Genomic DNA, 22919 nt, shown 5'->3' on the forward strand with positions numbered 1-22919 from the left:
CAGACTATGAGCATGGACCCTCTGAAATCAATCGGTGCGATCGCGGCAAGCGGGCTGCGCGCGCAGGGCGAGCGACTGAAGGTCGTCTCGGAAAACGTGGCCAACGCGGATTCGACCGGCTCGACGCCGGGCGCGGATCCCTACCGCCGCAAGACCATCTCCTTCGGCGAAATGGTCGATGACGCGACAGGCGCCTCGATGGTCGATGTCACCGAAGTCGGTCGCGACACCTCTGATTTCGTGTTGAAATACGACCCGGCTCATCCGGCGGCGAATGCCGAGGGTTTCGTGAAACTGCCGAACGTCAACCCGATCATCGAGATGAGCAACATGCGCGAAGCGGCGCGCAGCTACGAGGCCAACCTGAACATGCTCGAGACCGGTCGCCAGATGCGCCGCGAGATGATCGACCTTCTGAAATAGGTGACGCATGAGCGATCCAGTCCTCTCCAACGCAGCGATCCGGGGCGCCTATGGCGCCTCGCGCAACCTGAGTGGCGGTCCTGCTTCCGCGCAGGAGGCCAAATCCGCGGGACAAAGCTTCGGCGACATGCTCAAGAGCGCCGCCGAAGACGCGGTCCAGACCATGCGTGCGGCCGATACCACCGCGCAGGCGGGTCTGACGGGACAGGCCAGCACGCAGCAGGTCGTCGAAGCGACGATGGCGCTGGAATCCACCGTGAAGGTCACCGTGGCGATGCGCGACAAGCTGGTCGAGGCCTACCAGGAAATCATGCGGATGCCGATCTGAGGCAGGCGGGGGCGTCATGGAAGAAGCCGATGTCTATGCGATCATGTCGGACACGATCTGGACGATCCTGCTCGGGGCCGGCCCGATCCTCGCGCTCGCGCTGCTTGTCGGCCTTGGCATCGCGATCTTCCAGGCACTGACGCAGGTGCAGGAGATGACGCTGACCTTCGTGCCGAAGATCGTCGCGATCTTCGTGGGCCTCGTGCTCGCCCTGCCCTTCATCTACGCGACGCTCTCGCACCTGTCGGATACCGTCTTCGATCTCATCATGAACGGGCCCACCTGATGGCGCGGGCGGGGTGGTTTCGCGCCTTGGCGGCGCTTGCAATCGCGAGCTTCGCCGCGACAGGCCCCGCGCGGGCCGAGGGCTGGGCGGGGTTCTACACCTCCAGCCGCCCCGTGCCCGAGGCAACCACAGTCGTCCCCTCCAAGTTCGGCAATGACCAGCAATGCCTGCGCCAGATTTTCGCGGCGCAGGACCGCTACGGCATCCCCGACAACCTGCTTCTCGCGATCGGGCTGCAGGAGGCGGGGTTTCGCAATGAAGGTCGCTTGACCGTCTGGCCGTGGAGCGTGAATGCCGCGGGCGAAGGGCGCGTGTTCGACAGCCGCGAAGCGGCGATGGCTTGGGTCCACCAGAAGCAAGCAGCGGGCGTCACCTCGATCGATACGGGCTGCATGCAGGTGAACCGCAAATGGCATCCGGACGCGTTTGACTCGCTGGCCCAGTCCTTCGATCCGGCGGCGAATGTGGATTACGCGGCGCGGTTTCTGGTCGATCTGCATCGGCGGACGGGGGATTGGTGGCTCGCCGCAGGCTCGTATCACTCCTTCACCCCGGAGGCGCGCCAGACCTATCTGACCGCGCTCAGGCGCAATCTCGCGGTGGCGCAGAAAAGGGGCGACTATTTCGTCCGACTCGCAGGCGCAGCCTCCGTGGACGCGCCCACCATGACCGCCTCGCCACGCCCCACGCGCCGCAAACTGCCCGTCTTCTGGTCGGCCGATCTGACGGCGGATCAGGACATGCGGCTTTCGATCTATTCGACGAACGACCTGCAACCTGTGCTTCCCAATTTCACGCGAACGAATTGAGCGCGCAATGAGCCAAAAACAAACCAGTCTCGGCCAGAACCTCGTGGGGCTCGGCATCAAGAACCGCGATATCGGCTTCGCGATCGGCGTGACGCTGATCCTCGGGATGCTGTTCGTCCCGCTGCCACCGATCATCCTGGATTTCGGCCTCGCGATCTCGCTGTCGGTCTCGGTGCTGATCCTGATGGTGGCGCTGTGGATCCCGAAGCCGCTGGAGTTCAACTCCTTCCCGACGCTGCTGCTCGTGGTGACGATGCTGCGGCTGTCGCTCAACATCTCCTCGACGCGGCTGATTCTCAGCCAGGGCCATACCGGCCCCGGCGCGGCGGGCGGCGTCATCGAAGGGTTCTCGCGCTTCATCGTGGGCGGGGATTTCGTGATCGGTATCGTGATCTTCGCGATTCTCGTGGTGATCAACTTCGTCGTCATCACCAAGGGCTCGACCCGGATCGCCGAGGTTTCCGCGCGCTTCTCGCTCGATGCTATGCCCGGCAAGCAGATGGCGATCGACGCCGATCTGGGCGCGGGACTGATCGACGAGGTGGAAGCCAAGCGCCGCCGCAAGGAGCTCGAGGACGAGAGCGGCTTCTTCGGCGCGATGGACGGTGCGTCGAAATTCGTGCGCGGCGACGCGGTGGCCGGGATCATCATCACGCTGATCAATGTCGTCGGCGGCATCCTGATCGGCGTGGTCCAGCACGGGCTGAGCGTCTCTCAGGCGGCGGGCAACTACACCGTTCTGACGATTGGCGACGGGCTGGTGACGCAGATCCCGGCGCTGGTGGTGTCGCTGGCAGCGGGCCTGATCGTCACGAAAGGCGGCACGGAAGGCGCGGCCAACGAGGCGGTGCTGGGGCAGCTGTCGAACTTCCCGAAAGCGCTCTACATGGCGGCGGTGCTTCTTGGCGGGATCGGCCTGCTGCCCGGCTTCCCGATCGTGGTGTTTTTCGCGCTGGCCGGGCTGCTCGCGGGGCTGGGCTATGTAATGCAGGAGCAGGCCGCGCTGCGCGCCAGCGACGCGGCGGCGGCAGAAGCCCGCGCGGCCCAGATGGAAGAGACCTCGGCCGAGACGACGCAGCAGCAACTCAAGCTCGACGAGCTGCGCCTCAGCCTCGGCGCGGGACTGGTGCCGCTGATCTCGAGCATGGACGCCGCCCTGCCCGGCAAGGTCAAAAGCCTGCGCAATCTTTTCATGAAGGATTACGGCTTCGTCCTGCCCTCGGTGCGCATCAAGGACGACCCGATGCTGCCGACGAACAGCTATTCGATCCTCGTGCAGGGCGTCGAGGCGGCGAAAGGCGAGCTGCGCCCCAACCTCGTGATGGTGATCGACCCGTCCGGTGATCAGGTGAAGCTGCCCGGCGAGCGGATCAAGGAACCCACCTTCGGGCTGAGCGCGGTCTGGATCGACCCGGCGCGCGCGTCCGAGGCCGAACAGCAGGGCCATACGGTCGTGGACCCCGAGAGCGTGATTACCACCCATCTCACCGAGATCATCAAGGAGCATATGTCCGAACTGCTCACCTATGGCGCGGTGAAGAAGCTTCTGGCCGAGCTGGACCGGGACTACCAGAAACTCGCGAGCGACATCTCCAACCCCGCCCCGGAAATCCTGCTGCAGCAGGTGCTGCAATCGCTGCTGGCCGAGCGTATCTCGATCCGCAACCTGCCGCTCATCATCGAGGCGGTGGCCGAGGCCGCGCCGTCGAGCACCAACCCTGCCGTGATCACCGAGCGGGTCCGCGCCCGCCTTGCGAACCAGATCTGCCGCGCGCTGGCGGATGCTTCGGGCTTCGTGCCGGTGCTGACAATGTCGGGTGCGTGGGAGCATGAATTCGGCGAAGCGGTGAAGATCAACGGCAAGGATCGGACCTTCCTGATGTCGCCGCAGCGCGTGCAGGAATTCGTGCTGGAGGCGCGTCAGGAAATCCAGCGCCACGCCGCACGCGACGAATGGCCCGCGCTGATGGTCGCGCCGGAAGTGCGTGGCTATGTCCGCTCGATGCTCGAACGCGTGAGCCCGATGACTCAGGTGATCTCACATAACGAGGTGCACCGAAAGGCCGCGATGAAGACGGTCGGGACGATCGGGGCCTGAGGGGTGAGCGGGCTGAGCACATTTCTCGACGCGCAGCTATTCGGCTATCTCATAGTCTTCGCCCGGCTGGGCAGCGCTATGATGTTCATGCCGGGCTTCGGCGAGATGCAGGTGCCGACCCGAAGCCGTCTGGCGATGGCAGTGGTGTTCAGCCTCGCGCTTTATCCCGCGACGCCGGTGATGCCGATGCAGCCCGACAATCTCGTTTCTTTCGCGATCTATCTCGGGTTTGAGGTGACGACGGGCCTCTGGATCGGGCTGACTGCACGGGTGCTGTTCAGCGCGCTGCAATTTGCGGGGCATCAGGCCGGGCAGGTCTCGGGTCTCGCCAATGCTTTCGCGCCGAGCCTCGGGTCGTTCGAAGGCTCCACGATGATCGCGAGCTTCCTGCTGATCTCGGGCGTCGCGCTGATTTTCGTCACGAACACGCATCACGTCATCATCCGCGCGTTGCTCTATTCCTACGACGTCTTTCCGCCGGGCACCCTGCTGCTGGGCGACATGGCGAAGCAGATCGTGAAGGCCGCGTCGGCCAGCCTCTATATCGGGGCGGCTATCGCGGCGCCGTTCTTCGTCATGGGGCTGATCTTCAATCTCGGGATGGGGCTTGCAAACCGGATGATGCCCGCGCTGCCTGTCTTCTTCGTCGCAGCACCCGCGCTGATCGCGTCGGGCCTGCTGATCCTTGCGGCGGCGTCGCCCAGCATGCTGCATGTCTTCCTCGGCCGGTTCACCGACTGGCTCGGCACTTTCGTCATACCCTAAGGAGCGCGCCGTGGCCGAAGGCGACGAACAGGATAAATCCTCCAAGACCGAAGAGCCGACAGACAAGCGGCTGAAATCGGCGCGCGAGAAAGGCGACGTGCCCTCCTCGCGCGAGACCGGCAACATGATGTCGGTCTTCTCGCTGCTGATGATCGTGATGTTCATCCTGCCACTCGTGGCGGGCCGGGCGATGACCTCGCTTGGTCAGGTCTTCGCCGGGGCGGGCCAGGTTAAGATTGGCCAAGGGTCGGCAGGCGCGCGCGATATTGGCGACATCCTCAGCATGCTCTTCGGCGAGATCGCGGGATGGGCCGCCCCGATCTTCGGCGTGATGCTTCTGGCCGCGCTGTTCGGCGTGTTGATCCAGGGCGAAACCGTGGTCTCGTCGGAGCGGATGAAGCCGAAATTGTCGAAGCTCTCGCCGCTTGGGGGGCTGAAGAAGATGTTCTCGCCCGGCGCACTGGTCGAGTTCGCCAAGAGCATCACCAAGGTTCTCGTCATCGGCGTGCTCGCGCTGTGGGTGGCGAAACGCGCGGTCACCGGGATCTGGCAGGGCGAGAATTTCCTGCCCGAGAACATTCCGAGCTACGCCGCCCATTGGGCCGGATGGCTGCTGAGCGCAGCGATGGTGTTCCTCGTCCCGATCACCATCGGCGACATCATCTGGAAACGGTTCGAGTGGCGGCGCAAACTGCGCATGTCTCTCAAGGAAATCCGCGACGAGATGAAGGACTCCGAGGGCGATCCGCAGATCAAGGGCCGCCGTGCGGAGATCGCACGCAGGCGCGCCCGCCAGCGCATGGCGCAGGCCGTGCCGACCGCCAGCGTGATCGTGACGAACCCGACGCATTATGCCGTGGCGCTGAAATACGAACAGGGCAGCGACGCCGCACCGGTCTGCGTCGCCAAGGGGGCCGATGCCGTGGCCGCCCGCATCCGGCAGATCGCGCGCGAGAACGAGGTGCCGATCGTCGAGAATAAGCCCCTCGCGCGTACGCTGCACGCGACGATCGAAGTGGATGACACCGTGCCGGTCGAGCATTGGCAGGCGGTTGCGGAGATCATTGGCTATGTCATGGATCTGCGTCGCAACATCCGGCGCGCGCCGCCGAAAGGCTCGGTCCTGCGGGTCGACGAGGAATGAGAATAGGGGCTGAACGTCCCTTTTCCCAAACTGGATGCAAATTCGGGTAACTGCGCGGGCCGGAACGCCCGCGCTTTTCAGTTGAGCTTGACGTTGACCAGCTTCTGGTCGCCCGGCAGCTTCGAACGTTCGAGAATGATCTTGGAGACGGCCCGCGCGCGCACCGGGGTCATCGCGGCCATGATCGGGGCGACGTCGCGCTCATTCATCGTGGCCAGCACCATGACCGTCACCTCTATATCGAGGTCGTTCATGATCGAAGCCGCCGCCGCCGGCTTCATGTTCTTGTAGATCGACACGAGGCGATCGACGTCGGCGGTATGCGATTTGTCGACCTGGTCGAGCAGCTTGGTCACCTTGTCCTTCAACTCGGTGAGATGCTGCGACTGGGTGTCGAGCCCCTGCTTGGCAAGCTCGATCTCGGCGCTGCGGGCGTCGAGCTTCTTCTTCTGTTCCGCAAGAAGGTCGCGCTCCTGCCGCACGGACATCAAAAGCTCCTCCGGCGTCGGGGCGCAGCTGCTCTTGGCATCGCCGGGAGCGTCCGCCGACGAAGCCTTTGCCGCGTTCGGCTTTTCCGCCCCGCTTGCGAGAGCCGCCTGCAAAAGCGAGTCCGGGAACGGGATCATGTCCGAGGGAAGACTGGTCGCGAGCTTCGCGCCGCCCGAAAGCAGCAGCACACCGACGAGAACCTGCAGGGGGCGGCTCTTCACCATTGCCCCTGCGCCTCCCGGCGCACGCGGGTCTGCTCGAAGAAGCTTTTAACCAGTTCTGCCTTGCCGGTGACGCGGGTCAATCCCATCGGCGCTTTCGGCGCGGCGCGGCGCGAGTTGAAGGTCAGGGCGGGCGCAGCCTCTTGCGCGGGCGCCGGTTCGGGCGCGGGCGCTTTCTGCACCTCGGCGACCGCGTCCTTCATCTCCTCGACGGAGAGCTGCGATTTGTCCACGGCCGCGGAGAAAGCGGCGACGAGCGGCTCCATTTCCTCGAGCACGAGCATCAGCTTCTTGACCCGTCGCGTGATCACCACGCCATAGGCCATCAACCCCACAAGAGACACGAGAATAATCGCGTTAATCAGCATCGACATCATTGCTCCACTCGTCCTTTCCCATGAGGTTCGCGGTCACCTTCAGCGCCATCGACCCGTTTTGCTTCTTGCCCATTTCGCCTTCGAGAACCGGACTCCCGGCACAGAGCAGAAGGACCGGCTGGGTGTCGTCGATCCCGAGGTCGAGCGTGTCGCCCACTTTCCAGTCCAGAATCTCGCGCATCGGTACCACAAGCTCGTGCAGCTGCGCGGTCAGCGCCACCGACGACCCTTCGATCTTCTGTTTCAGCTGCGTACGCCACGAGCTGTCCGCGCCCAGCCGATCCCCGAAGAATATCTTGGTGAGCAGCGGGCGCACCGGCTCCAGCGTCGAGTAAGGCAGGATCAGATGAACCTCGCCGTGGTAGCCTTCGAGGCTGACCTTGAGCGGTACGCGGACCGTGGGACTGTTGGGCTGAGCGATGTTCGCGAATTGCGGATTGCTCTCCATCCGGTCGACCTGGAATGAGACCTCGCAAATCTGACGGAAGCCCACCGCCATGTCGGCGAGGATGCGTTCGGCGACCTGCTCTCCCATCCGGCGCTCGATCGTCGTGAAGCCGTTCTTGGCATCCTTCGCCCGCCCCGTCGGCTGCCCGCCCAGCATCAGTTCGAGCGCGGAGAACAGGAAGACCGGATCCTGCGAAAGGATAAACTGGTCATCCCAAGGATCGGCCTGCGCAACCGCGATCAAACCATGCTTGGGCAGGCTTTTCATCGCGTCGGCGAAGGGCAGGTATTCGACCTCGCCCAGCGTCACGTCCAGCACCGAACCCGTCAGCGACTTGAGCGAGCTGGAGAAGGACAGAACGAAGCGCTCGAAGATCACGTCCAGCATCGGCAGACGCTCGTAATTGAGCATCGACATGCGGATGATCTCGTCCTCGACCTCCGCCGTCGTCGTCGTCGCCATCGCCATGTCCGCCTGCTCCGCCATCGTCACTGCACCACCAGATCGCTGATGAGAACCTCGCTCGGCGTATTGTCCCCGACGACCGCGCGGGCGCGCTTGAGCAGCTCCGCCTTGAGCTTGATGAGACCGATGCTGCCGCGCAGATCCTCGACCGTCATCTGCCGGAGGAACCCGGTGAAGGTATCGCGGATGAAGGGTTTCTTCTCGGCCATCGCGGCTTCGGCTTCTGGCGATTCGGGATAGACCAGCGCTAGGTGAATCTTGAGGTAGCGCGCGGCGGAGGCGCCGTCCGCAGTCGTCCCGGTGATGTTCACCACGATGTCGTCGAAATCCAGTAGCGCGTCCCCGCCGGCCGCGGCACCCGCGCCCGTACCGCCATGGCCTGCCGACTCTGCGGGTTTGCCCCCGGTGAGGGCAGAGACGCCACCGAAAGCGACGAATCCACCGCAGAACATGGCCACGACCGCGAGGGCGCCCGCCGCCATCACGAGACGCTTGTGGTCACGCAAGACACGCCAGCGCCCGGCAGGCGCTTCGGCAAGCTCTTCTCCATCAACGGCCGCATCTGTCATCGGCTACCGCGCCTCTCTTCGTCGAACTTAAAGATAAAACCCGATCTTCATTGGATGTCGTGAAGTATATACATCCGTACTTTACTTGCAATACAAAGATAGAATAGCTTCTATTGCGTAGATGAAGAATAACTGGTGTTCGCCGTGCAGCAATTCTTGCGGAATCTTCAATCCTTGGGACGGCGCAAGCTGCTGATGCTTGGGGCCGTCGGCGTCGTCAGCGTGTTCGCGCTGGTCTTCGGCCTATCCGTCGTGACCGCCCCGAACTACAAGCTGCTCTACAGCCAGCTTTCGCCCTCCAGCGCAGCCGGAATCGTCGACGCACTCGAACAGGCAGGGTTCAAGACGCAACTGTCTGCAGATGGCAGCGCGGTGTCGGTGCCGGAGAGAGACATGGCCCGCGCCCGCATGGCGCTGGCCGAAAAGAACCTGCCAGTGGATGGCGAACCCGGTTGGGAGCTGTTCGACAACGCAAGCGGCTTCGGCATGAACACCTTCATGCAGCATGTGAACCGTCTGCGCGCGATGGAGGGCGAGCTGGCGCGCTCGATCCAGACCATCGACGGGGTGCGCAGCGCCCGCGTCCATCTGGTTCTGCCCGAGCGCGAAGCCTTCTCGCGCACCAGCCCCGACCCGAGCGCGAGCGTCATCGTGCGCGCCGCCTCCACCCGCGGCATCAGCCGCAAGGAGGCGCTGGCGATTCGCAACCTGATCGCGGCGGCAGTGCCCAATCTCGACGGCAACCGGGTGACGGTGCTCTCGGCCAGCGGCGAGACCATCCTCGCGGAGAATTCGGATGCGGCCGGGCAAGCGACACTCCAGTCGAACAAGGCCGCGACCGAGGACCGGATGGCGCGCTCGATCGAGCAGATCCTGACGGCGCGTGTCGGTGCGGGGAATGCCCGCGTGCAGGTCAATGTCGACCTGTCCAACCAGCGTGAAGTCGTGGTGCAGCAAAGCTTCAACCCCGATCAGCAGGTCGTGCGCTCCACCCAGAACAACGCCGAACAGCAAAAGGGTGTGCAGAATGGCGATGCGGGTGTGAACACCGGAAACAACATCCCTGGCGCGCTTGGCGGCCCCGGCGCGAGCAGCACGACCGACAGCCGCAGCAAGAACGGCGAGTCGGTGCAATACGAAATCGGCAACACCCGGCGCGAGACCACGACCGAAGCGGGTGCAGTCAAGCGCGTGTCGGTCGCCGTGCTGGTCAACGGCATATACAACGTGCAGGACGACGGCTCGCTGAAATACGAACAGCGCTCGCCCGAGGAAATCGCGCGTCTCACCGCACTGGTGAAATCGGCGATCGGCTACGACCAGAATCGCGGCGATACAGTCTCGGTCGATAGCCTGCGCTTCATCGATTACTCGATGGAAGTCGGCGGCCCGGTCGGCCCGACGCTGATGCAGCGACTCTCCGACAATATCGTGTCGATCCTGCGCTGGGTCTTTGCCCTTCTGATCGTGGTCGCGGTGCTTGTCTTCGGTCTGCGCCCGTTGCTGAACCGGGCCGACCGCGAACGCGCGCGGCTGAGCGAGGCGCCCGGCGCCGGGGCGCTCGCAGCCCCCGAGGGCGAGGCGGAAGCAGCAGCACCCGCGGGCAACAACCTGCCCGCAGCGCCCGCCAGTGCCGTCGCGCCCCGAACGCAGGAGGCCGCCGAGCCCGCAGCGCCCGTCCAACGTGCGGAGCGCTACGATCCCGCCAGGGACGAGGAGCTCGTCACCAACTTCGCGATCAGCGGCGCGATCCTGAAGCGCAAGGTCTCGGCAATCCAGAAGATCGCCGAAGAAGAACCGCAAGAGGCCCTCAAGGTCCTGCGCGGCTGGCTGCTCAACGAGGCATGACATGACGGTTTTCCAGCGAGACTTCGATGAAGAGATGCAGGCGGAAGACGCCCGCCGCGCCGCCGAACGCCTGAAGGTCTTCACTCAGGCCGATCTCGATTCCGCGGCGGCGGCCGCGCGCGCCCAAGGGTTCGAGGCGGGCCGTGCGCAAGGCCGCAACGAGGCTACCACCGAGATCACGACCTCGCTCGAGGCACGCCAGACCGAGGCGCTGGAAAAGCTCTCTCCGGAGATCACAGCACTTCTGGGCAACCAGCTCGCTCATCAAGCGGCGCTGGAGCGACACCTTTGCGGCTTCGCGCTGCGCGTTTGCGAGAAGGTTTTCCCCGAATTCATCGAGAGCTGCTCGACCGCGCGGGTCGAGACCCAGATCCGTCGGGCGATGGAAATCGCGCTGCGCAAACCGAGCCTCACGATCCGCCTCTCCCCCGCCAATGTCGCGGGGCTGACGCCGGTGATCGAGGCCAGCGCCGGGCCGAACAGCCCCGCCCTGAACATCGTCGCGGACCCGGCGCTTGCCGATGGCGACATCCATGCCGACTGGGAAGACGGCGTGATGGATTACAGCTTCGAGACGGTCTGCCGCAGCATCCTCATCGCCCTGCGGCAGACGATCTCTCCCCAAGCCACACCAATCAGGAAAGCCGTGTAAATGTCCGACAACGATACGCCCGAATCCACGCAGCCGCCTGAGACGCCGGAAACCGGAACCCAGCCGACGCAGGGCGAAGCCCGCGCCGCTGCAGCCGAGACCCTGCTGCATACGCTCGCCAGCAAACAGGCCGAGAGCGATGCCGACGGGCAGAACGTCAACGCGATGCTCAATGTCGGGCTCTCGGTGCAGATCGTGCTGGGTCAGAGCCGTATCCCGATCTCGCAGCTTCTGAACCTGAGCCGCGGCTCGGTCATCGAGCTGGAGAAGAAGATTGGCGAGCCGGTCGACGTGGTGATCAACGACCGGCTGGTGGCGCGGGGCGATCTGGTGAAAGTGGGCGACAACCGGCTCGGCGTCACCCTGACCGAGATCGTCAAAGACTACGTCCCGAAACGATGATCCACCTCACGAAGCGATTTCTGACGGTGCAATCCGGCCTGCCACTTGTCGCCCTGACGCTCGTAGCGTCGCTCGCTTTCAGCAGCGGCGCAGAGGCGCAGGAGGCGGGCGGGTTGCTGAGCGACCTAGCGCAGGGGCTCAACAATGCCGCGCCAGGCAGCGATGCATCGGCCAGCCTGAGCGGGCGGATCATTCAGCTGATCGCGCTGATGACCGTGCTCAGCATCGCGCCGGGCGTCCTTGTCGTCATGACCAGCTTCACCCGCTTCGTGATCGTCTTCTCGATGCTGCGCTCAGCGCTGGGGCTGAACCAGACGCCGCCGAACATGGTGCTGAGCGCGATGGCGCTGTTCATGACCTTCTTCGTGATGCAGCCGGTCTTCGACGATGCCTGGACCGGGGGGCTGCGGCCGCTTCTGAACAACACGGTGACCGAGGAACAGGCGCTCGTCGGGATCGGCGCGCCGTTCAAGGCCTTCATGTTCGCCAATACGCGTCCGAAGGACCTGAAGCTCTTCGCCGATCTCGTCCGCGACAACGAAGCGGGGCAAAACGCCGAACCCGCGCCCGAGACGCCCGCGCCTGCCACGGCGGAGGAGGCGAACTGGCGCACCCTCGTCCCTGCCTTCATGATCTCCGAGCTGCGGCGCGCCTTCACGATCGGCTTCCTGATCTATCTGCCTTTCATCGCGATCGACCTCATCGTCGCATCGGTGCTGATGAGTGCGGGCATGATGATGTTGCCGCCGGTGATGATCTCGTTGCCTTTCAAGGTCATCTTCTTCGTGCTGATCGACGGCTGGTACATGCTCGCAGGGAGCATGATGCAATCTTACGTTGCCTATGGCGGGGGTGGCTAAGCCTCTGCGCCGCCCCTATCCTTAGAAAACACATCACTACAAAGAATAGCGGGCGATCTTGATTGAGAATAAAAGGATAGCCTGCTATCCTTGCCTACACCTCAGAACAGATCGAGCGCCGACGATGAGAACCTCCCGGGATTACAAGAAACTGCGTGGCCCAGAGAAGGCAGCGATTCTTTTCCTCTGCCTCGGGGAGAAACACGGCGCAGGGCTCATGCAGCGGCTCGACGATTACGACATCCATTCGATCACCCATGCGATCTCGTCCCTTGGTACGATCCCCGCCGATATCGTCGAAGAGGTGATGAGCGAGTTCATGGAAACCGCAGGCGATGGCGGCGGCCTCGTGGGCTCGATGGAGATGGCGGAGAGCATGCTCAAAGGGTTCCTCCCCGACGAGCGCGTCTCCGACATCATGAACGAGATTCAGGGCCCGCTGGTAGGACGCAATATCTGGGAAAACTTCTCGGCGCTGAACGAACAGATCATCGCAAATTATCTCAAGGAAGAGCACGACCAGACCGTCGCGGCGATCCTGAGCAAGGTGAAACCCGAGGTCGCCTCGAAAGTGCTGCCGCTTCTGGGCGAAGAGCGCATGATGGAAGTGCTGGAGCGGATGATCGGCATCGAGACCGTGCCGCGTTATGTCTTCCAGAACATCGAAGAAACGTTGCAGAAAGAGTTCATGAGCTCGGCGACGCGCAATACCGGCCCGGACCCGCAGCAGCGCATGGCCGATCTCTTCAACAAGCTCGATAGCAAGCTGTTCGACGACATCACCCAGCGTCTGGAAAAACGTATTCCCGAGGCGTTCGGTGCGATCAAGGCGAAGATGTTCACCTTCGACGATCTGTGCAAGCTCGACCAGCAGAGCCTCGTCAAAGTCATGCGCGGGGTCGAAGGGCAAACGCTTCCGCTCGCCTTGCGCGGGGCCAAGAAGGAGGTACGCGACTACTTCCTGAGCGCCCTGCCCGCCCGCTCGCGCGACATGCTGAACGAGGAAATGACCGCGATGGGCCCGGTGCGCGGGCGCGAGGTGCAAGAAGCGCAATCCGCGCTTGTGGACTATGCGCTCGAGTTGTCGCGCGAGGACGAAATCCGGATTCCGCTCGACGATGATGACGTGATTATCGACTGAAGCCGTCCGTGACCGGCGACCAGCTTACCGGTAGCGCGAAGCCGAGAAGGTAGCGATCGCAGTCAAATCGAAGGTCGCGGGCACGAATTGGCCCGAGCCCCCCTGCACCGCGCCTTGCATCAGCGTCACCGCAGCATTCCCCGCCGCCCCTCCGATTGAGAAGTTATTCGCATCGGACACAGCGACGAAACGGGAGACCAGATCATCGACCTCTTTCGGGTCTTTGAGTTTCGGAAGATCGAACTTGTCCTCGAAAATCTGTTTCTGCCGCTCGACATCGAGCTTCACCACGTCATTCGGGATCCCCAAAGCGGTGCGCATGAACTGCGCCATATCCTTGTCTTTCAGGACCGAATACCATGTTTTGACGCCGCCGAGCTTCTGCCGGAATTCGAGCACGGACCCGACGGTCTCGTTCTGGTCGCGCTCACCATTGATGAACTGCTGGCTGACATATTGATCGACGATCTTGTCCTGCCACGAGGCCGAGGAGGTATTCGCGTTTGCAGTGCCGCCATTGGTGAACCCGAGCGCATCGTAGAGCTTGCGAAACCGCGGATCGGTGAGCCTGTTGACGAGGGAACTTTTGTCAGTGGGATCGCTCGACAGTATTTCGCGCATCATCGCCTTGCCGAACAGCTGGTCTTCCAGATCGAAGGCCTTCATCACGAAACTATAGGCGTCGTAATCCTTCACCAAGTCGGCCGCGGTATGGATATCCCCGATCTTCTCGCGGAAACGGCTGATCGCGCGCGCATGCTGCGGCTCTTGCGCCAGTTGATCGAGTTGCTTGGCCTGCGTCCGATCGATCAGGCTCAGCGCGAGCCGACTGCTCATGCCCGAAATCGTCAGCATTCTTCGCCCTCCAGCGCCGCCGTCGCGCTCGTGTTTGCGGACAGGCGGGCGAACAGTTCTTCTTCGCGGCGCATGACCGGGCGCAGCGCGCTCAACGCTTTGTAATAATCGCCCTGAGACACCCAGTTCGCGGCCTCGAAAACACTGCCAACCACGGCGGCACTGAAGATCGTGGCGAGATCGGCGAGCTTCTCCTGAATGACCGGCACCAGCGTGTCGCGGGTATCGGCGCGGATCAGCGCGGTCTGGATCAGGAAATAGGCCTGCTTCACCGGGGTCGGCTCGCAGTTTTCATCCAGCAGGTCTTCGGCCCGGATCACGTCGGCGGTATTCTCGATCTGAAGTGTCTGGCGGCGGTTGGCATTTCGGATGACGCATCCATTGACCACGATCCGCTCGTTCGGTTTCAACGTCAGTCGTAATGCCATGACCCGCGCCCCTTCTTATTCCGCAGCGACCGGCTCGCCCGCGTCGCCGCTGAGCCCGCGGATGATGTTGCGGTTCACCTCGACCAGCGGCGCAACCGCGCCGCCGCCGCCCATCACCATCTGCGTCTGCCGCTCGACCCAGAGCGCGAGCGAGATCAGCCCGGCCTTCAACTCGGCGGGAAACTGGTTCGCAGGCTCCGCGAGGTCGTCGCGCAATGCCGTCCAGATGCGTTCGTTTTCCCAGAGCGCGGTGCGCAGCCCCTGCGCGAGGATCGCCCCCCGTCCGGCCCGTGGCGCCTCGTCATAATCGACGAGAAAGGCCTCAAGCTCGCCAGTGACGCGCGACAGGATACGACGCTCGATCTGCCGCGGAGACTCGGTTTCGGAAATGGTTCGCTTATACGCGGCGACGCTCATGCAAGCTCTCCTCTCGATATTCTTTTGTTCTCTTTGCCCGAACTTAGCACAACCCGGTTAAAGGCGTTTTTAAACTTTGGGGGAAAAGACAACCGGAGCGCGATAAAAGGAAAGGCCCCGCACTGCACGGGGCCTTTCCATTCATGTCTTCGCCACCGATTAGCGGAACAGGCTCAGAAGGTTCTGAGGGCCCTGGTTCGCGATCGAGAGCGACTGCGTCGCGAGCTGCTGCTGAACCTGGTAGGACTGCAGGCGAGCCGCCTCCTGCTCCATGTCCGCATCGACCATGTTGCCGACACCGGTGTCGAGCTTGTCGGTCAGCTTGCCAAGGAAGTTCTGCTGAGCTTCCAGCGACTTCTCCGCAACGCCCAGCGAGGTCGCGTTGTCGATCGCCGTCGAGAGAGCGCTTTGGGCGCTCGTCAGCGCGCTGGTCAGAACCGCCGCCGAACCACCAGAGATGTCGATCCCGCTCAGCGTCGCCTGAAGCGATGAGAGATCGACCGCCTGGAAGGTCATCGACGTCGTTGCGAAGGAACCGCTTGCGCGGCTGATCCCGGTGACGACCGTCACGTTGGCCGAGCCGTCGACGAGGCTGTCACCGTTGAAGGTTGCCTGGCTGATCGTGGTGCCGATCTGATCAACGATGCTGCGCAGTTCCTTTTGAACCGCAGCATGATCCACCGCATCGCCTTGCGCGAACGAAACACGCTCGACGAACTGCTGGGCGAGATCCTTTACCGACTCTGCGCCGAGACGTGCGGTCGAAACCGAGTTCTTGGTCAGGGTCAGGCCTTCGTTGATCGACTTGTACATGCCGCTGTCGCTGTTCATCGATTCCGAGATCGAGAAATAGGCGGCATTGTCTTTCGCCGAGTTGATCTTCTTGCCGGTCGAAATGCGGTTCTGCGTGTCTTCGAGACCCTTGTTGACCCCACGGAGGGTCGCAAGAGCATTCATCGCGGAGGTATTGGTAAGAATGGATGACATTTCTAGTCACTCCTCATTCTGAGAGATATTTGTTTTCGTCTTCTGACAGAAAAACGGCGCGAGCCGTGGAGAGGAATTTTGGGTCGAAGATTAAGCGCGGGTTAACGTTTGGCCGAAACTTAGAATTCCTTATCGATATGCATCTGTGGACCATCCTGTCCTGTGACCGGTTTGCCACTCTTTCCATAGAGACCGTCGAGGCTGTGCCGGTTCCGGATTTTCTCGATCTCGCGCACGATGTCCCGGGTCGCGTCGGACATCCGCGACAACAGAACGCTATTGTCCTGCACGGCGACCTTCAGCTGGCGGAGCTTCTCGCGAAGTGCGGGCGCGGCATGCTCAGACGCCTCCAGAAACGGCTCGATCACAGGGATCTTCAGCTCGATCCGCTTCAGAAGGTCCGCCTTGCGATCATAAAGCTCCGTGACGCGGTCGAGATGTCCCGCCTCGACCGCCGCGATTTCCTCATGCAACAGATCGAGCGTCGCATCGATATTCGCCTCGAAAGCGGCGAGGTTGGCGTCGTCCTCCTCGGTTAGGACGGGCCCGTCGGCGGAGATATCGTCGCGCCGGGCTTGCATCCGCTTGCGAAAACGCGACGGAGTTTCTTCAGCCATGATCTTCTCCGTTCGAAGTATAGGCGCCGATCATCCGCTCGACGCTTTGCGCGATCCCGGTCCGGCCCGAGGCGGCGATCTCATCCGCGATGCCGCGCGCGAGGAAGGACTTCCACATCTCCTCGGCGTGGCCGCCATCCAGTCCGCCCATCTTCACGGTCTTCATCATCTCACCAACGGCCTGCTGCAGGAAGGTCGCCTCGAAATTCTTGGCGATTTCCTTCGCATCCTGCGTCTTCGTACCGGAGGCAGCAGGCGCCTTGAGAGACGCAGCCGAGAGAAATGGCTTCGACGGACCGAGCGGGTTCATCAGATGATCTCCAGATCGGCATGAAGCGCGCCGGCTGCCTTGATCGCCTGCAGTATCGAGATGGTTTGCCGCGCGCCGACACCGATCGCATTGAGACCGTCCACGAGGTCCTGAAGGCTGACATCACCCCCTTGGAGCACGCTGAACTGAGTGTTGCGCTCTTCGACCTGCACATCCGTTTCGGGCACCACGACCGTCTGCCCGATGGAGATGGGCTTCGGCTGGCTGACCGCGTAGCTTTCCTTGACCTTCACGGTCAGCCCGCCCTGGCTGATCGCGACCTGATCGATCCGCACATTGGCGCCGATCACGATCGTTCCGGACTTCTCGTCGACCACTACTTTCGCCACGGAGTCGGGCGTGACGGGGAGGTTCTCGATCATCGCCAGAAGCTCCGGTACACCATATTTGCCCTTCGCCTGCACTTCGATCGTGGAGGGGTCGAGCATCTGCGCGGTGTTGTGGCCGAGCTTGTCATTGATCACCCCTGCGACCCGGGAGGCCGTCGTGAAATCCGGCTCGCGCAGGGAGAGACGCACCGAGTTCAAGGAGTTCAATTCGAAATCGATCTCTTTCTCGACGATTGCGCCATTCTCCATGCGCGCGACCGTGGGCACACCGTCCACGATGCTCGCCGCGTTGCCCTTCGCGCTGTAGCCCGCAACCGAGATCGGCCCCTGCCCCACGGCGTAAATCTCACCGTCGGCGCCGACGAGCGGCGTCACGATCAGCGTGCCCCCCCGCAGGCTGTCCGCATTGCCGAGCGAGGAGATCGTCACGTCGATCGTCGAACCACGGCGGGCGAAGGGCGGCAGCTTGGCCGTCACCATCACCGCGGCCGTATTCTTCGTCTTGATCGCATCGCCGGAGAGATTGCCGACCCCGAGCCGCTCGAGCATCCCCTCGATCGACTTCTTCGTGAAAGGGCTGCCGTTGAGGGTGTCGCCAGTCCCGTTCAGGCCAACGACGAGACCGTAGCCCACGAGCTGGTTCTCGCGCACGCCTTCGAAACTGGCGATGTCCTTGATCCGGACCTGTGCGGTGGCCGGGATCGCGCTGAGCACCCCCGCAAAGACGGAGAGCGCGACGAGCGCTCCGCGAAACCCGGCGCAAGAAAGCGACGCCCGACGACTTTTTCGGCACAAGGCAGCAAGCATAGTTTCCTCACGTCACCGACACATTTCATTAAATTAAAGTAAAACGCGAATAGTGTCCAATATAAATCGGTACTATTCTTGACTAATCCTTTGTGGCAACTTAGCGTGAGCTTGCCGCTTGTGCGAGAAACTTGCCCGGGATGGAGACCTGTATGAATATTTACGTCTTTGAGCCTCGCGATGGCCGTGTTCGCGGCCTGCTCGGCGAGCTGGAGAGCGTTGGGTTGCAGCCCGTCCTCATCCCTGCGTCCTTCTTCGCGTCCGATCTCAGCACGCTGAACCAGAAGGGGGTCGACACGCGGGCGATCCTGATCGGCGACTGCCCCGAAGTGACCGATTACATCCGGGCCATCCGCAGCTGCGGCTGCCGCAACCCGGTTCTGGTGATGCGGGACTTCAAGAACTCGCGCGACGCCTCCGAGGCGCTCGATGCCGGGGCAGACGATGTCATGGTCAGCCCGATCAAGGGGATCGAGGCGCTGTCGCGGATCAACTCGATCATCCGGCGTTCCTATGGCCACGCCGCCGAGAGCATCAGCGTCGGCGAAATCACCGCCTTCTTCGACGGGCGCGACCCGCTTGTCTCCGGTGTGCGGCTGAAACTGTCGAACCGCGAACACGCGATCTTCCAGCACTTGGCACTGAACGCGAACAAGGTGATTGCGAAAGGCGCGATCTATGACGCGGTCTACGGGATGAGCGACGACCAGCCCTTCGACAAGGTGATCGACGTCTATATCTGCAAGCTGCGCAAGAAGATCGCCGACGCGGCCGAAAGCGGCCACCAGTATATCGAGACGGTCTACGGTCGCGGCTACAAGTTCAGCGAACTGGACAGCACGAGCGACGTGAAAATCGCCGCTTACGAGCAGACCGACTCGCGCCGCACGGTGGCCGCGCGATAAACGCGCGGCTCAGAGATAATTCAGGATCGACAGTTTCGACATCTGCGCGGCAACGCTGTAGCTCGCGTTGAGCTGCGTCTGCAGTGCCGTCATCCGCGTCGCGGCCTCATAGGGATCGACCGAGACATAATCCGACAGCCGACTGTTGAGCACCGCATCCATCGATTGCTGCTGCGTCAGCTTGATGTCGAGCCGCTTCTGCTTCGCACCCAAGGCGGTCTCGGAATTGCGCAGCCCCTCTACCCCATCGCTCAATGCTTTGACCCCGGCCGCCACCCAGCTTTTATAGGCATCCCGATCCGTGATCTTCGAGACGTCGGTCGAGGCGAAGAGTGCAAGCCCCTTGATGATGTTGCGGAATTCGGGATCGTTCGCCTGCATCCCGTAATCAAGCGTCTCGCCATCCCCGATCAACGCCGACTTGCGCGCCGCTCCGCTCGTCGCGTCGCCCTTGAAGAAGGTAGAACTGAAGCGCTTGGCCGGATCGGCATTGCTGTCGTCGAACACGCTGTCGACCTGCGACAGCATCGCCGCCGCCTGGGTCGCATCCGCTGGGCCACCACCGACGATGCCCGCCAGGACATCCTTTGCCGACAGGCCCGTCGCACCATTCGCCACGTCATAGCCCCGCAGCGCGGGCTTGTCCGACGCGACGCCGGAGAACAGGTGCTCGCCGTCGAGCGAGATGTTCAGGCTCGTCATGATGGTATCGAGCGCCGCGCGGGCGCTTTGCTGCAGGGTCGCCGCCGCGGCGCCGGGTTGCTCGAGGTTACCGACGGCGAGCCCGAGCACATCCTGCGCGGCCCCGCGCGCCGTCGACGCGCTCGATGCAATCATATCGAGCTTGCTTCCGAGGAGCTTGTTCGAGGTGACGTAATTCGAATTTGTGGTCGCGCGATCTTCCAGAGCGAGGACGAAGGCCGATTTCGCCCCCATATCCGCGTAGACATCGGATTTGCGCCCGGTCGCGACCTCGTCGCTCGTGCGTTGCAGCTCTGCCGTGGTGCGGTCGACCGAGCGGCGCGAGATGATGCTCATCTGCAGGGTCGACAGCGAATTCCGGATCAGGGGGATCATCGTTCAGTCTCCTCAGACGGCGGCGAGCAGCGTGTCCATCATCTTCATGACGGCGGTCATCATTTTCGAATTGGCGGCGTAGCTTTGCTGAATCGTGATCAGCTTTTGCATCTCGTCATCGATATTCACGCCCTGAATGCTCTGACGCGTACCGTTCACGGTTTCAGCGGCGGTGCGGGCGGCAGCGAAACGCTCCTGCGCGCGGGTGCCCTCGAACTCCTGCGCGGAGATCATGCTGCTGCCGTAGTCGCGCAACGACAGGGACGCCGCCAGCCCGGTGTCCGGATTCGCCGAAAGCGGGGCGTCGAACATCGACACAAAGGCCTCGATCTGGGTCGAATCCCCGGCCGCGCCCGGCGTGGTCGCACCGATCCCGTCGCGCAGTCGCGACAACTGCCCGCCCTGCGCAGGGTCCACGGCTGCGCTCACGGCGATCCGTCCGGCAAGCCCGTCGAGCTTAGCGGGATCGTAAGCCGCACCAGCGTCAGTAAAGAGACCCGCCTGCCCCGGAGCGAGCGAGGCATCCGCCCCCTCGAACCCTTGCACGAGGCCGCGCGCCATCTCGTCGAGCTGAAGCTGGAAGCGCGGCAGAACATCCTTCTTCACCGCGAAGAGCCCGGAAATGCTGCCATTCTGGAAGCCGCGCGCGTCGGTTGATTCCGGGGTGATCTCCGTCTTGCCCGCGAACAGCTTTCCGGCCACCTTGTCATAGGTGACGTAATTTGCCTGATCGCCATCGACGAGCGGCGTGCCCCCCGCGGTGTAGAGCGTGGCCCGCCCATCGGTGGAGCGGCGCACCTGCATATCGATCAACTTCGACGCCTTTTCCACCAGAACGTCCATCTGGTCGCCGAGATCGGCCGCGCCGAGCGAGCCGGGCTGCGCATCCGAGATCTGCTTGTTGAGCGAGGTGATCTTATGCAGCGTCTCGTTGAAATCGGAGACGTCGTACTTGATCTCCATATCAACCTCGCCACCGATCCGCGCGAGCATGTCGCTGCTCTGGTTGAGCGACGTCACCATCTCCTGCGCGGCGGAGGCCACTCCGTTCTGCGCCGCGTTGTTGCCAGGATTGTTCGCCAGCGCGATCATCGAGCTGCGCAGGTCGGTCAGCCGATCCGCGGGCGAGAGGCCATCGCCCGGCTGACCGAGGGTCGCGGTATATTCGCCCACCGCCTCGTAGATCGCCTGCTCGCGCGCCATGGCAGAAGAATGCTGCCGATACATGCGGTTGAGCGAGGCGTCGACTTCGCGCCGCGCCTCGCCGGTTTGCACCAGGCCGCCCGAGGTCGTGACCTGCGGCAACTCCTTGCGCACATAGCCCTCGGTGCTCGCATTCGCGATGTTGCGCGAGGTCGCTTCCGATTGCATCTGCGCCGTGCGCAGACCGCTCGTGCTCGCCTGGAGGGCGCCCGTCAGGCTCATGGGTTTACTCCGTTCTCAGCGTGGCGATCAGCGTTTGAGACGCGTGGTCTCGTCGAGCATCTCGTCCATCGTGGTGACGATCTTGGCGTTGGTGGAATAGGCCCGCTGGGTGCGGATCAGATCGCTCAGTTCCTGCGCGATATCGACATTCGACCCTTCGAGCGCACCCGAACTGATCGTGCCCACCGGACCCTCGTTCGCCTTGTGGATCGTGTAGGCGCCGCTGTCGCGGGTCAGACGATAGGCGTCGCCGTCGATCTCCTGCATGCCGTTGGGGTTCTCCACATGGGCGAGCGGAATCTTGTAGAGCGGCTGGCGCTGCCCGTTGTCGAAGATTCCGTACATCGTGCCGGTATCGTCGACTTCGATCCGGGTCAGCGCGCCGGACGAGGAGCCGTCTGCAGTGAACTTCTGGGGCGTGAAATCGCCAGCGAACTGGGTGATCCCGTCGAAGCTGTTCAATGCGCCGAGCCCGATCTCGATCGGCTGCGTAGTGCCGCCGTCATTCATCGTCAGGCTCATCACGCCGGTGGTCGTGTCCATCGAGAAAGCGCCGGGGGCCGTGGCGAGGTTGGTCACACCGGAATAGCTGATCGGCGCGCCGGCATTGGCACCGCCCGGGGCGAAATCGACCGTCACCTGACCATAGGGCACGCCGTCACCATCGGAGACAGTGATGTCCCATTGGTTCGGCGTCGAGGTCGGCTGCCACGAATATTCGAGCCGCTTCACCGCCCCGAGCGGCGTGTAATATTGCGACGAGGAGGTGAAAGGCGCGCCCGGCGTCGCGTTGCCGGTTTCCTGCGAGGGAAGATTGCCCTGCACCCCGATAGAGGTGGTCGCCTTCGCGCTCAGCGTGGCGTCCGTGATGTTCACCGTCTTCAGCCCGTTGAAGCTGTTGCCGTCGATCGTGGCGAGTTTGACGTCCGTGTAAGGATAGCCGGACAGGAAGTAGCCCGCCGAATTGACGAGGTTGCCGTTCTCGTCGGGCTGGAACGAGCCAGCGCGCGTCATGACGTAATCGGATTGCACGCTGGTATTGGCGTTGCTGGACACGACGAAGAACCCGTTCCCGTTCACCGCGAAATCGGTGGGCGAGTTGGTAGGGATCACCGCGCCGCCATTCTGCAGATCGGAGGAGACGACGGCATTGACCCCGGATGGCGCGTTGAGCCCGCCGGTCGGCGTCATGGTCACCATCTGGGCGAAGCTGCGCTTGTAGCCCGTGGTGTTCGCATTCGCGATATTCTCGGAAATCTCGCCAACGGCGACGGAGTTCGCATTCAGGCCGCTCACACCGGTCTGCATTGCGCTCGAAATACTCATGGTTTTATCCTCTCATGTCCGAAGAGAAAGGGGTCCTATCCAAGAGATAGACGAGTGATGTTTCACTGAAGTTAAAAATATCCGCCGTTT

General features: G+C 62.9%; 27 protein-coding genes. 13 read left to right on the forward strand and 14 right to left on the reverse strand.

The genetic code is table 11. From position 1 onward, the window contains the following. Window positions 1-12: 12 nt before the first annotated feature. Genes flgC through flhB form a run of 7 tightly spaced genes read left to right on the forward strand, consistent with a single transcriptional unit; the run spans window position 13 to window position 5853 of the window. Entirely contained in the window at window positions 13-423 is a 411-nt protein-coding gene (flgC, locus tag B6V75_RS16450; RefSeq protein WP_075775863.1) for a flagellar basal body rod protein FlgC, read from the forward strand. Between the two features lie 7 nt (window positions 424-430). After that, window positions 431-751, forward strand: coding sequence for a flagellar hook-basal body complex protein FliE (locus tag B6V75_RS16455; protein ID WP_088720395.1), 321 nt, complete (start codon window positions 431-433; stop codon window positions 749-751). Between the two features lie 16 nt (window positions 752-767). After that, window positions 768-1037 carry a flagellar biosynthesis protein FliQ gene (fliQ, locus tag B6V75_RS16460; protein ID WP_075775861.1) on the forward strand — a complete coding sequence of 90 codons (270 nt, stop codon included), beginning with the start codon at window positions 768-770 and terminating at the stop codon, window positions 1035-1037. Window positions 1038-1063: 26 nt separating this feature from the next. Continuing rightward, window positions 1064-1846, forward strand: coding sequence for a lytic transglycosylase domain-containing protein (locus B6V75_RS16465; protein ID WP_240496987.1), 783 nt, complete (start codon window positions 1064-1066; stop codon window positions 1844-1846). 7 nt (window positions 1847-1853) lie between these two features. Then, complete coding sequence (flhA, locus tag B6V75_RS16470) at window positions 1854-3944, forward strand: flagellar biosynthesis protein FlhA (RefSeq protein WP_088720396.1); 2091 nt, start codon at window positions 1854-1856, stop codon at window positions 3942-3944. A gap of 3 nt (window positions 3945-3947) precedes the next feature. Then, the gene (locus tag B6V75_RS16475) at window positions 3948-4709 is read left to right on the forward strand and encodes a flagellar biosynthetic protein FliR (protein ID WP_240496988.1); all 762 of its coding nucleotides are present in this window, start codon (window positions 3948-3950) and stop codon (window positions 4707-4709) included. 10 nt (window positions 4710-4719) lie between these two features. Beyond that, window positions 4720-5853 carry a flagellar biosynthesis protein FlhB gene (gene flhB, locus B6V75_RS16480; protein WP_240496989.1) on the forward strand — a complete coding sequence of 378 codons (1134 nt, stop codon included), beginning with the start codon at window positions 4720-4722 and terminating at the stop codon, window positions 5851-5853. Between the two features lie 77 nt (window positions 5854-5930). Here flhB and B6V75_RS16485 read toward each other — a convergent pair whose 3' ends face one another. From B6V75_RS16485 to B6V75_RS16500, 4 genes are read right to left on the reverse strand one after another with little or no spacing between them, the layout of a single operon-like run. After that, a complete protein-coding gene (locus tag B6V75_RS16485) occupies window positions 5931-6566 on the reverse strand; it encodes a hypothetical protein (protein WP_088720398.1) in 636 nt (211 codons plus the stop codon). Further along, complete coding sequence (locus B6V75_RS16490) at window positions 6560-6937, reverse strand: flagellar motor switch protein (RefSeq protein ID WP_088720483.1); 378 nt, start codon at window positions 6935-6937, stop codon at window positions 6560-6562. Before B6V75_RS16490 ends, B6V75_RS16485 begins: the two co-directional genes overlap by 7 nt. Beyond that, entirely contained in the window at window positions 6921-7874 is a 954-nt protein-coding gene (locus tag B6V75_RS16495) for a FliM/FliN family flagellar motor switch protein (protein WP_088720399.1), read from the reverse strand. Before B6V75_RS16495 ends, B6V75_RS16490 begins: the two co-directional genes overlap by 17 nt. Before the next feature lie 2 nt (window positions 7875-7876). Further along, complete coding sequence (locus B6V75_RS16500; protein ID WP_075775854.1) at window positions 7877-8422, reverse strand: flagellar basal body-associated FliL family protein; 546 nt, start codon at window positions 8420-8422, stop codon at window positions 7877-7879. Between the two features lie 174 nt (window positions 8423-8596). Here B6V75_RS16500 and fliF point away from each other — a divergent pair, with 174 nt between their 5' ends. The 5 genes from fliF (at window position 8597) to B6V75_RS16525 (ending at window position 13325) form a co-directional block, all read left to right on the forward strand. After that, entirely contained in the window at window positions 8597-10270 is a 1674-nt protein-coding gene (fliF, locus tag B6V75_RS16505; protein WP_346393650.1) for a flagellar basal-body MS-ring/collar protein FliF, read from the forward strand. 1 nt (window position 10271) lies between these two features. Then, entirely contained in the window at window positions 10272-10922 is a 651-nt protein-coding gene (locus B6V75_RS16510; RefSeq protein WP_088720400.1) for a FliH/SctL family protein, read from the forward strand. Beyond that, window positions 10923-11324 carry a FliM/FliN family flagellar motor switch protein gene (locus B6V75_RS16515; RefSeq protein WP_075775852.1) on the forward strand — a complete coding sequence of 134 codons (402 nt, stop codon included), beginning with the start codon at window positions 10923-10925 and terminating at the stop codon, window positions 11322-11324. It abuts the gene before it with no gap. Beyond that, window positions 11321-12184 carry a flagellar type III secretion system pore protein FliP gene (gene fliP, locus B6V75_RS16520; protein WP_088720401.1) on the forward strand — a complete coding sequence of 288 codons (864 nt, stop codon included), beginning with the start codon at window positions 11321-11323 and terminating at the stop codon, window positions 12182-12184. Before B6V75_RS16515 ends, fliP begins: the two co-directional genes overlap by 4 nt. A 124-nt stretch (window positions 12185-12308) precedes the next feature. Beyond that, complete coding sequence (locus B6V75_RS16525; protein WP_075775850.1) at window positions 12309-13325, forward strand: flagellar motor switch protein FliG; 1017 nt, start codon at window positions 12309-12311, stop codon at window positions 13323-13325. A 24-nt stretch (window positions 13326-13349) separates the two neighbouring features. Here B6V75_RS16525 and B6V75_RS16530 read toward each other — a convergent pair whose 3' ends face one another. The 7 genes from B6V75_RS16530 to B6V75_RS16560 form a co-directional block, all read right to left on the reverse strand. Continuing rightward, window positions 13350-14180: a DUF1217 domain-containing protein gene (locus tag B6V75_RS16530; RefSeq protein ID WP_088720402.1), complete on the reverse strand. Its 831-nt coding sequence runs from the start codon at window positions 14178-14180 to the stop codon at window positions 13350-13352. Further along, window positions 14174-14608, reverse strand: coding sequence for a flagellar biosynthesis repressor FlbT (locus B6V75_RS16535; RefSeq protein ID WP_075775848.1), 435 nt, complete (start codon window positions 14606-14608; stop codon window positions 14174-14176). Before B6V75_RS16535 ends, B6V75_RS16530 begins: the two co-directional genes overlap by 7 nt. Window positions 14609-14623: 15 nt before the next feature. Further along, the gene (locus tag B6V75_RS16540; RefSeq protein WP_075775847.1) at window positions 14624-15025 is read right to left on the reverse strand and encodes a flagellar biosynthesis regulator FlaF; all 402 of its coding nucleotides are present in this window, start codon (window positions 15023-15025) and stop codon (window positions 14624-14626) included. Window positions 15026-15184: 159 nt separating this feature from the next. Next, the gene (locus B6V75_RS16545; protein WP_088720403.1) at window positions 15185-16012 is read right to left on the reverse strand and encodes a flagellin; all 828 of its coding nucleotides are present in this window, start codon (window positions 16010-16012) and stop codon (window positions 15185-15187) included. A gap of 119 nt (window positions 16013-16131) precedes the next feature. After that, on the reverse strand, window positions 16132-16629 hold the full coding sequence (locus tag B6V75_RS16550) for a hypothetical protein (protein WP_088720404.1): 498 nt from the start codon (window positions 16627-16629) through the stop codon (window positions 16132-16134). After that, window positions 16622-16939: a rod-binding protein gene (locus B6V75_RS16555; protein WP_088720405.1), complete on the reverse strand. Its 318-nt coding sequence runs from the start codon at window positions 16937-16939 to the stop codon at window positions 16622-16624. The genes B6V75_RS16550 and B6V75_RS16555 overlap by 8 nt, the downstream gene beginning before the upstream one ends. Beyond that, the gene (locus B6V75_RS16560; RefSeq protein ID WP_088720406.1) at window positions 16939-18096 is read right to left on the reverse strand and encodes a flagellar basal body P-ring protein FlgI; all 1158 of its coding nucleotides are present in this window, start codon (window positions 18094-18096) and stop codon (window positions 16939-16941) included. Before B6V75_RS16560 ends, B6V75_RS16555 begins: the two co-directional genes overlap by 1 nt. Window positions 18097-18248: 152 nt before the next feature. Between B6V75_RS16560 and B6V75_RS16565 the strand changes: the two genes are divergently transcribed. After that, complete coding sequence (locus B6V75_RS16565) at window positions 18249-19001, forward strand: response regulator transcription factor (RefSeq protein ID WP_088720407.1); 753 nt, start codon at window positions 18249-18251, stop codon at window positions 18999-19001. A gap of 9 nt (window positions 19002-19010) precedes the next feature. Here the strand turns inward: B6V75_RS16565 and B6V75_RS16570 are convergent, their stop codons facing one another. From B6V75_RS16570 to B6V75_RS16580, 3 genes are read right to left on the reverse strand one after another with little or no spacing between them, the layout of a single operon-like run. Beyond that, on the reverse strand, window positions 19011-20078 hold the full coding sequence (locus tag B6V75_RS16570; protein WP_088720408.1) for a flagellin: 1068 nt from the start codon (window positions 20076-20078) through the stop codon (window positions 19011-19013). Between the two features lie 12 nt (window positions 20079-20090). After that, window positions 20091-21503, reverse strand: coding sequence for a flagellar hook-associated protein FlgK (gene flgK, locus B6V75_RS16575; RefSeq protein WP_088720409.1), 1413 nt, complete (start codon window positions 21501-21503; stop codon window positions 20091-20093). 27 nt (window positions 21504-21530) lie between these two features. Continuing rightward, on the reverse strand, window positions 21531-22829 hold the full coding sequence (locus B6V75_RS16580; protein ID WP_088720410.1) for a flagellar hook protein FlgE: 1299 nt from the start codon (window positions 22827-22829) through the stop codon (window positions 21531-21533). Window positions 22830-22919 lie beyond the last annotated feature (90 nt).

Source organism: Thioclava sp. F1Mire-8 (genome assembly GCF_002213165.1).
Lineage (GTDB): Bacteria > Pseudomonadota > Alphaproteobacteria > Rhodobacterales > Rhodobacteraceae > Thioclava > Thioclava nitratireducens.

Coding starts and splice junctions, on each gene's coding strand:
- fliP (WP_088720401.1), top strand. CDS start 11,321: ATGATCCACCTCACGAAGCGATTTCTGACGGTGCAATCCGGCCTGCCA.
- B6V75_RS16555 (WP_088720405.1), bottom strand. CDS start 16,939: ATGAACCCGCTCGGTCCGTCGAAGCCATTTCTCTCGGCTGCGTCTCTC.
- B6V75_RS16560 (WP_088720406.1), bottom strand. CDS start 18,096: ATGCTTGCTGCCTTGTGCCGAAAAAGTCGTCGGGCGTCGCTTTCTTGC.
- B6V75_RS16455 (WP_088720395.1), top strand. CDS start 431: ATGAGCGATCCAGTCCTCTCCAACGCAGCGATCCGGGGCGCCTATGGC.
- fliQ (WP_075775861.1), top strand. CDS start 768: ATGGAAGAAGCCGATGTCTATGCGATCATGTCGGACACGATCTGGACG.
- B6V75_RS16580 (WP_088720410.1), bottom strand. CDS start 22,829: ATGAGTATTTCGAGCGCAATGCAGACCGGTGTGAGCGGCCTGAATGCG.
- B6V75_RS16500 (WP_075775854.1), bottom strand. CDS start 8,422: ATGACAGATGCGGCCGTTGATGGAGAAGAGCTTGCCGAAGCGCCTGCC.
- B6V75_RS16495 (WP_088720399.1), bottom strand. CDS start 7,874: ATGGCGGAGCAGGCGGACATGGCGATGGCGACGACGACGACGGCGGAG.
- flhA (WP_088720396.1), top strand. CDS start 1,854: ATGAGCCAAAAACAAACCAGTCTCGGCCAGAACCTCGTGGGGCTCGGC.
- B6V75_RS16515 (WP_075775852.1), top strand. CDS start 10,923: ATGTCCGACAACGATACGCCCGAATCCACGCAGCCGCCTGAGACGCCG.
- flgC (WP_075775863.1), top strand. CDS start 13: ATGGACCCTCTGAAATCAATCGGTGCGATCGCGGCAAGCGGGCTGCGC.
- B6V75_RS16540 (WP_075775847.1), bottom strand. CDS start 15,025: ATGAGCGTCGCCGCGTATAAGCGAACCATTTCCGAAACCGAGTCTCCG.
- B6V75_RS16485 (WP_088720398.1), bottom strand. CDS start 6,566: ATGGTGAAGAGCCGCCCCCTGCAGGTTCTCGTCGGTGTGCTGCTGCTT.
- B6V75_RS16490 (WP_088720483.1), bottom strand. CDS start 6,937: ATGTCGATGCTGATTAACGCGATTATTCTCGTGTCTCTTGTGGGGTTG.
- flgK (WP_088720409.1), bottom strand. CDS start 21,503: ATGAGCCTGACGGGCGCCCTCCAGGCGAGCACGAGCGGTCTGCGCACG.
- B6V75_RS16530 (WP_088720402.1), bottom strand. CDS start 14,180: ATGCTGACGATTTCGGGCATGAGCAGTCGGCTCGCGCTGAGCCTGATC.
- B6V75_RS16510 (WP_088720400.1), top strand. CDS start 10,272: ATGACGGTTTTCCAGCGAGACTTCGATGAAGAGATGCAGGCGGAAGAC.
- B6V75_RS16535 (WP_075775848.1), bottom strand. CDS start 14,608: ATGGCATTACGACTGACGTTGAAACCGAACGAGCGGATCGTGGTCAAT.
- B6V75_RS16570 (WP_088720408.1), bottom strand. CDS start 20,078: ATGATCCCCCTGATCCGGAATTCGCTGTCGACCCTGCAGATGAGCATC.
- B6V75_RS16565 (WP_088720407.1), top strand. CDS start 18,249: ATGAATATTTACGTCTTTGAGCCTCGCGATGGCCGTGTTCGCGGCCTG.
- B6V75_RS16550 (WP_088720404.1), bottom strand. CDS start 16,629: ATGGCTGAAGAAACTCCGTCGCGTTTTCGCAAGCGGATGCAAGCCCGG.
- B6V75_RS16525 (WP_075775850.1), top strand. CDS start 12,309: ATGAGAACCTCCCGGGATTACAAGAAACTGCGTGGCCCAGAGAAGGCA.
- B6V75_RS16545 (WP_088720403.1), bottom strand. CDS start 16,012: ATGTCATCCATTCTTACCAATACCTCCGCGATGAATGCTCTTGCGACC.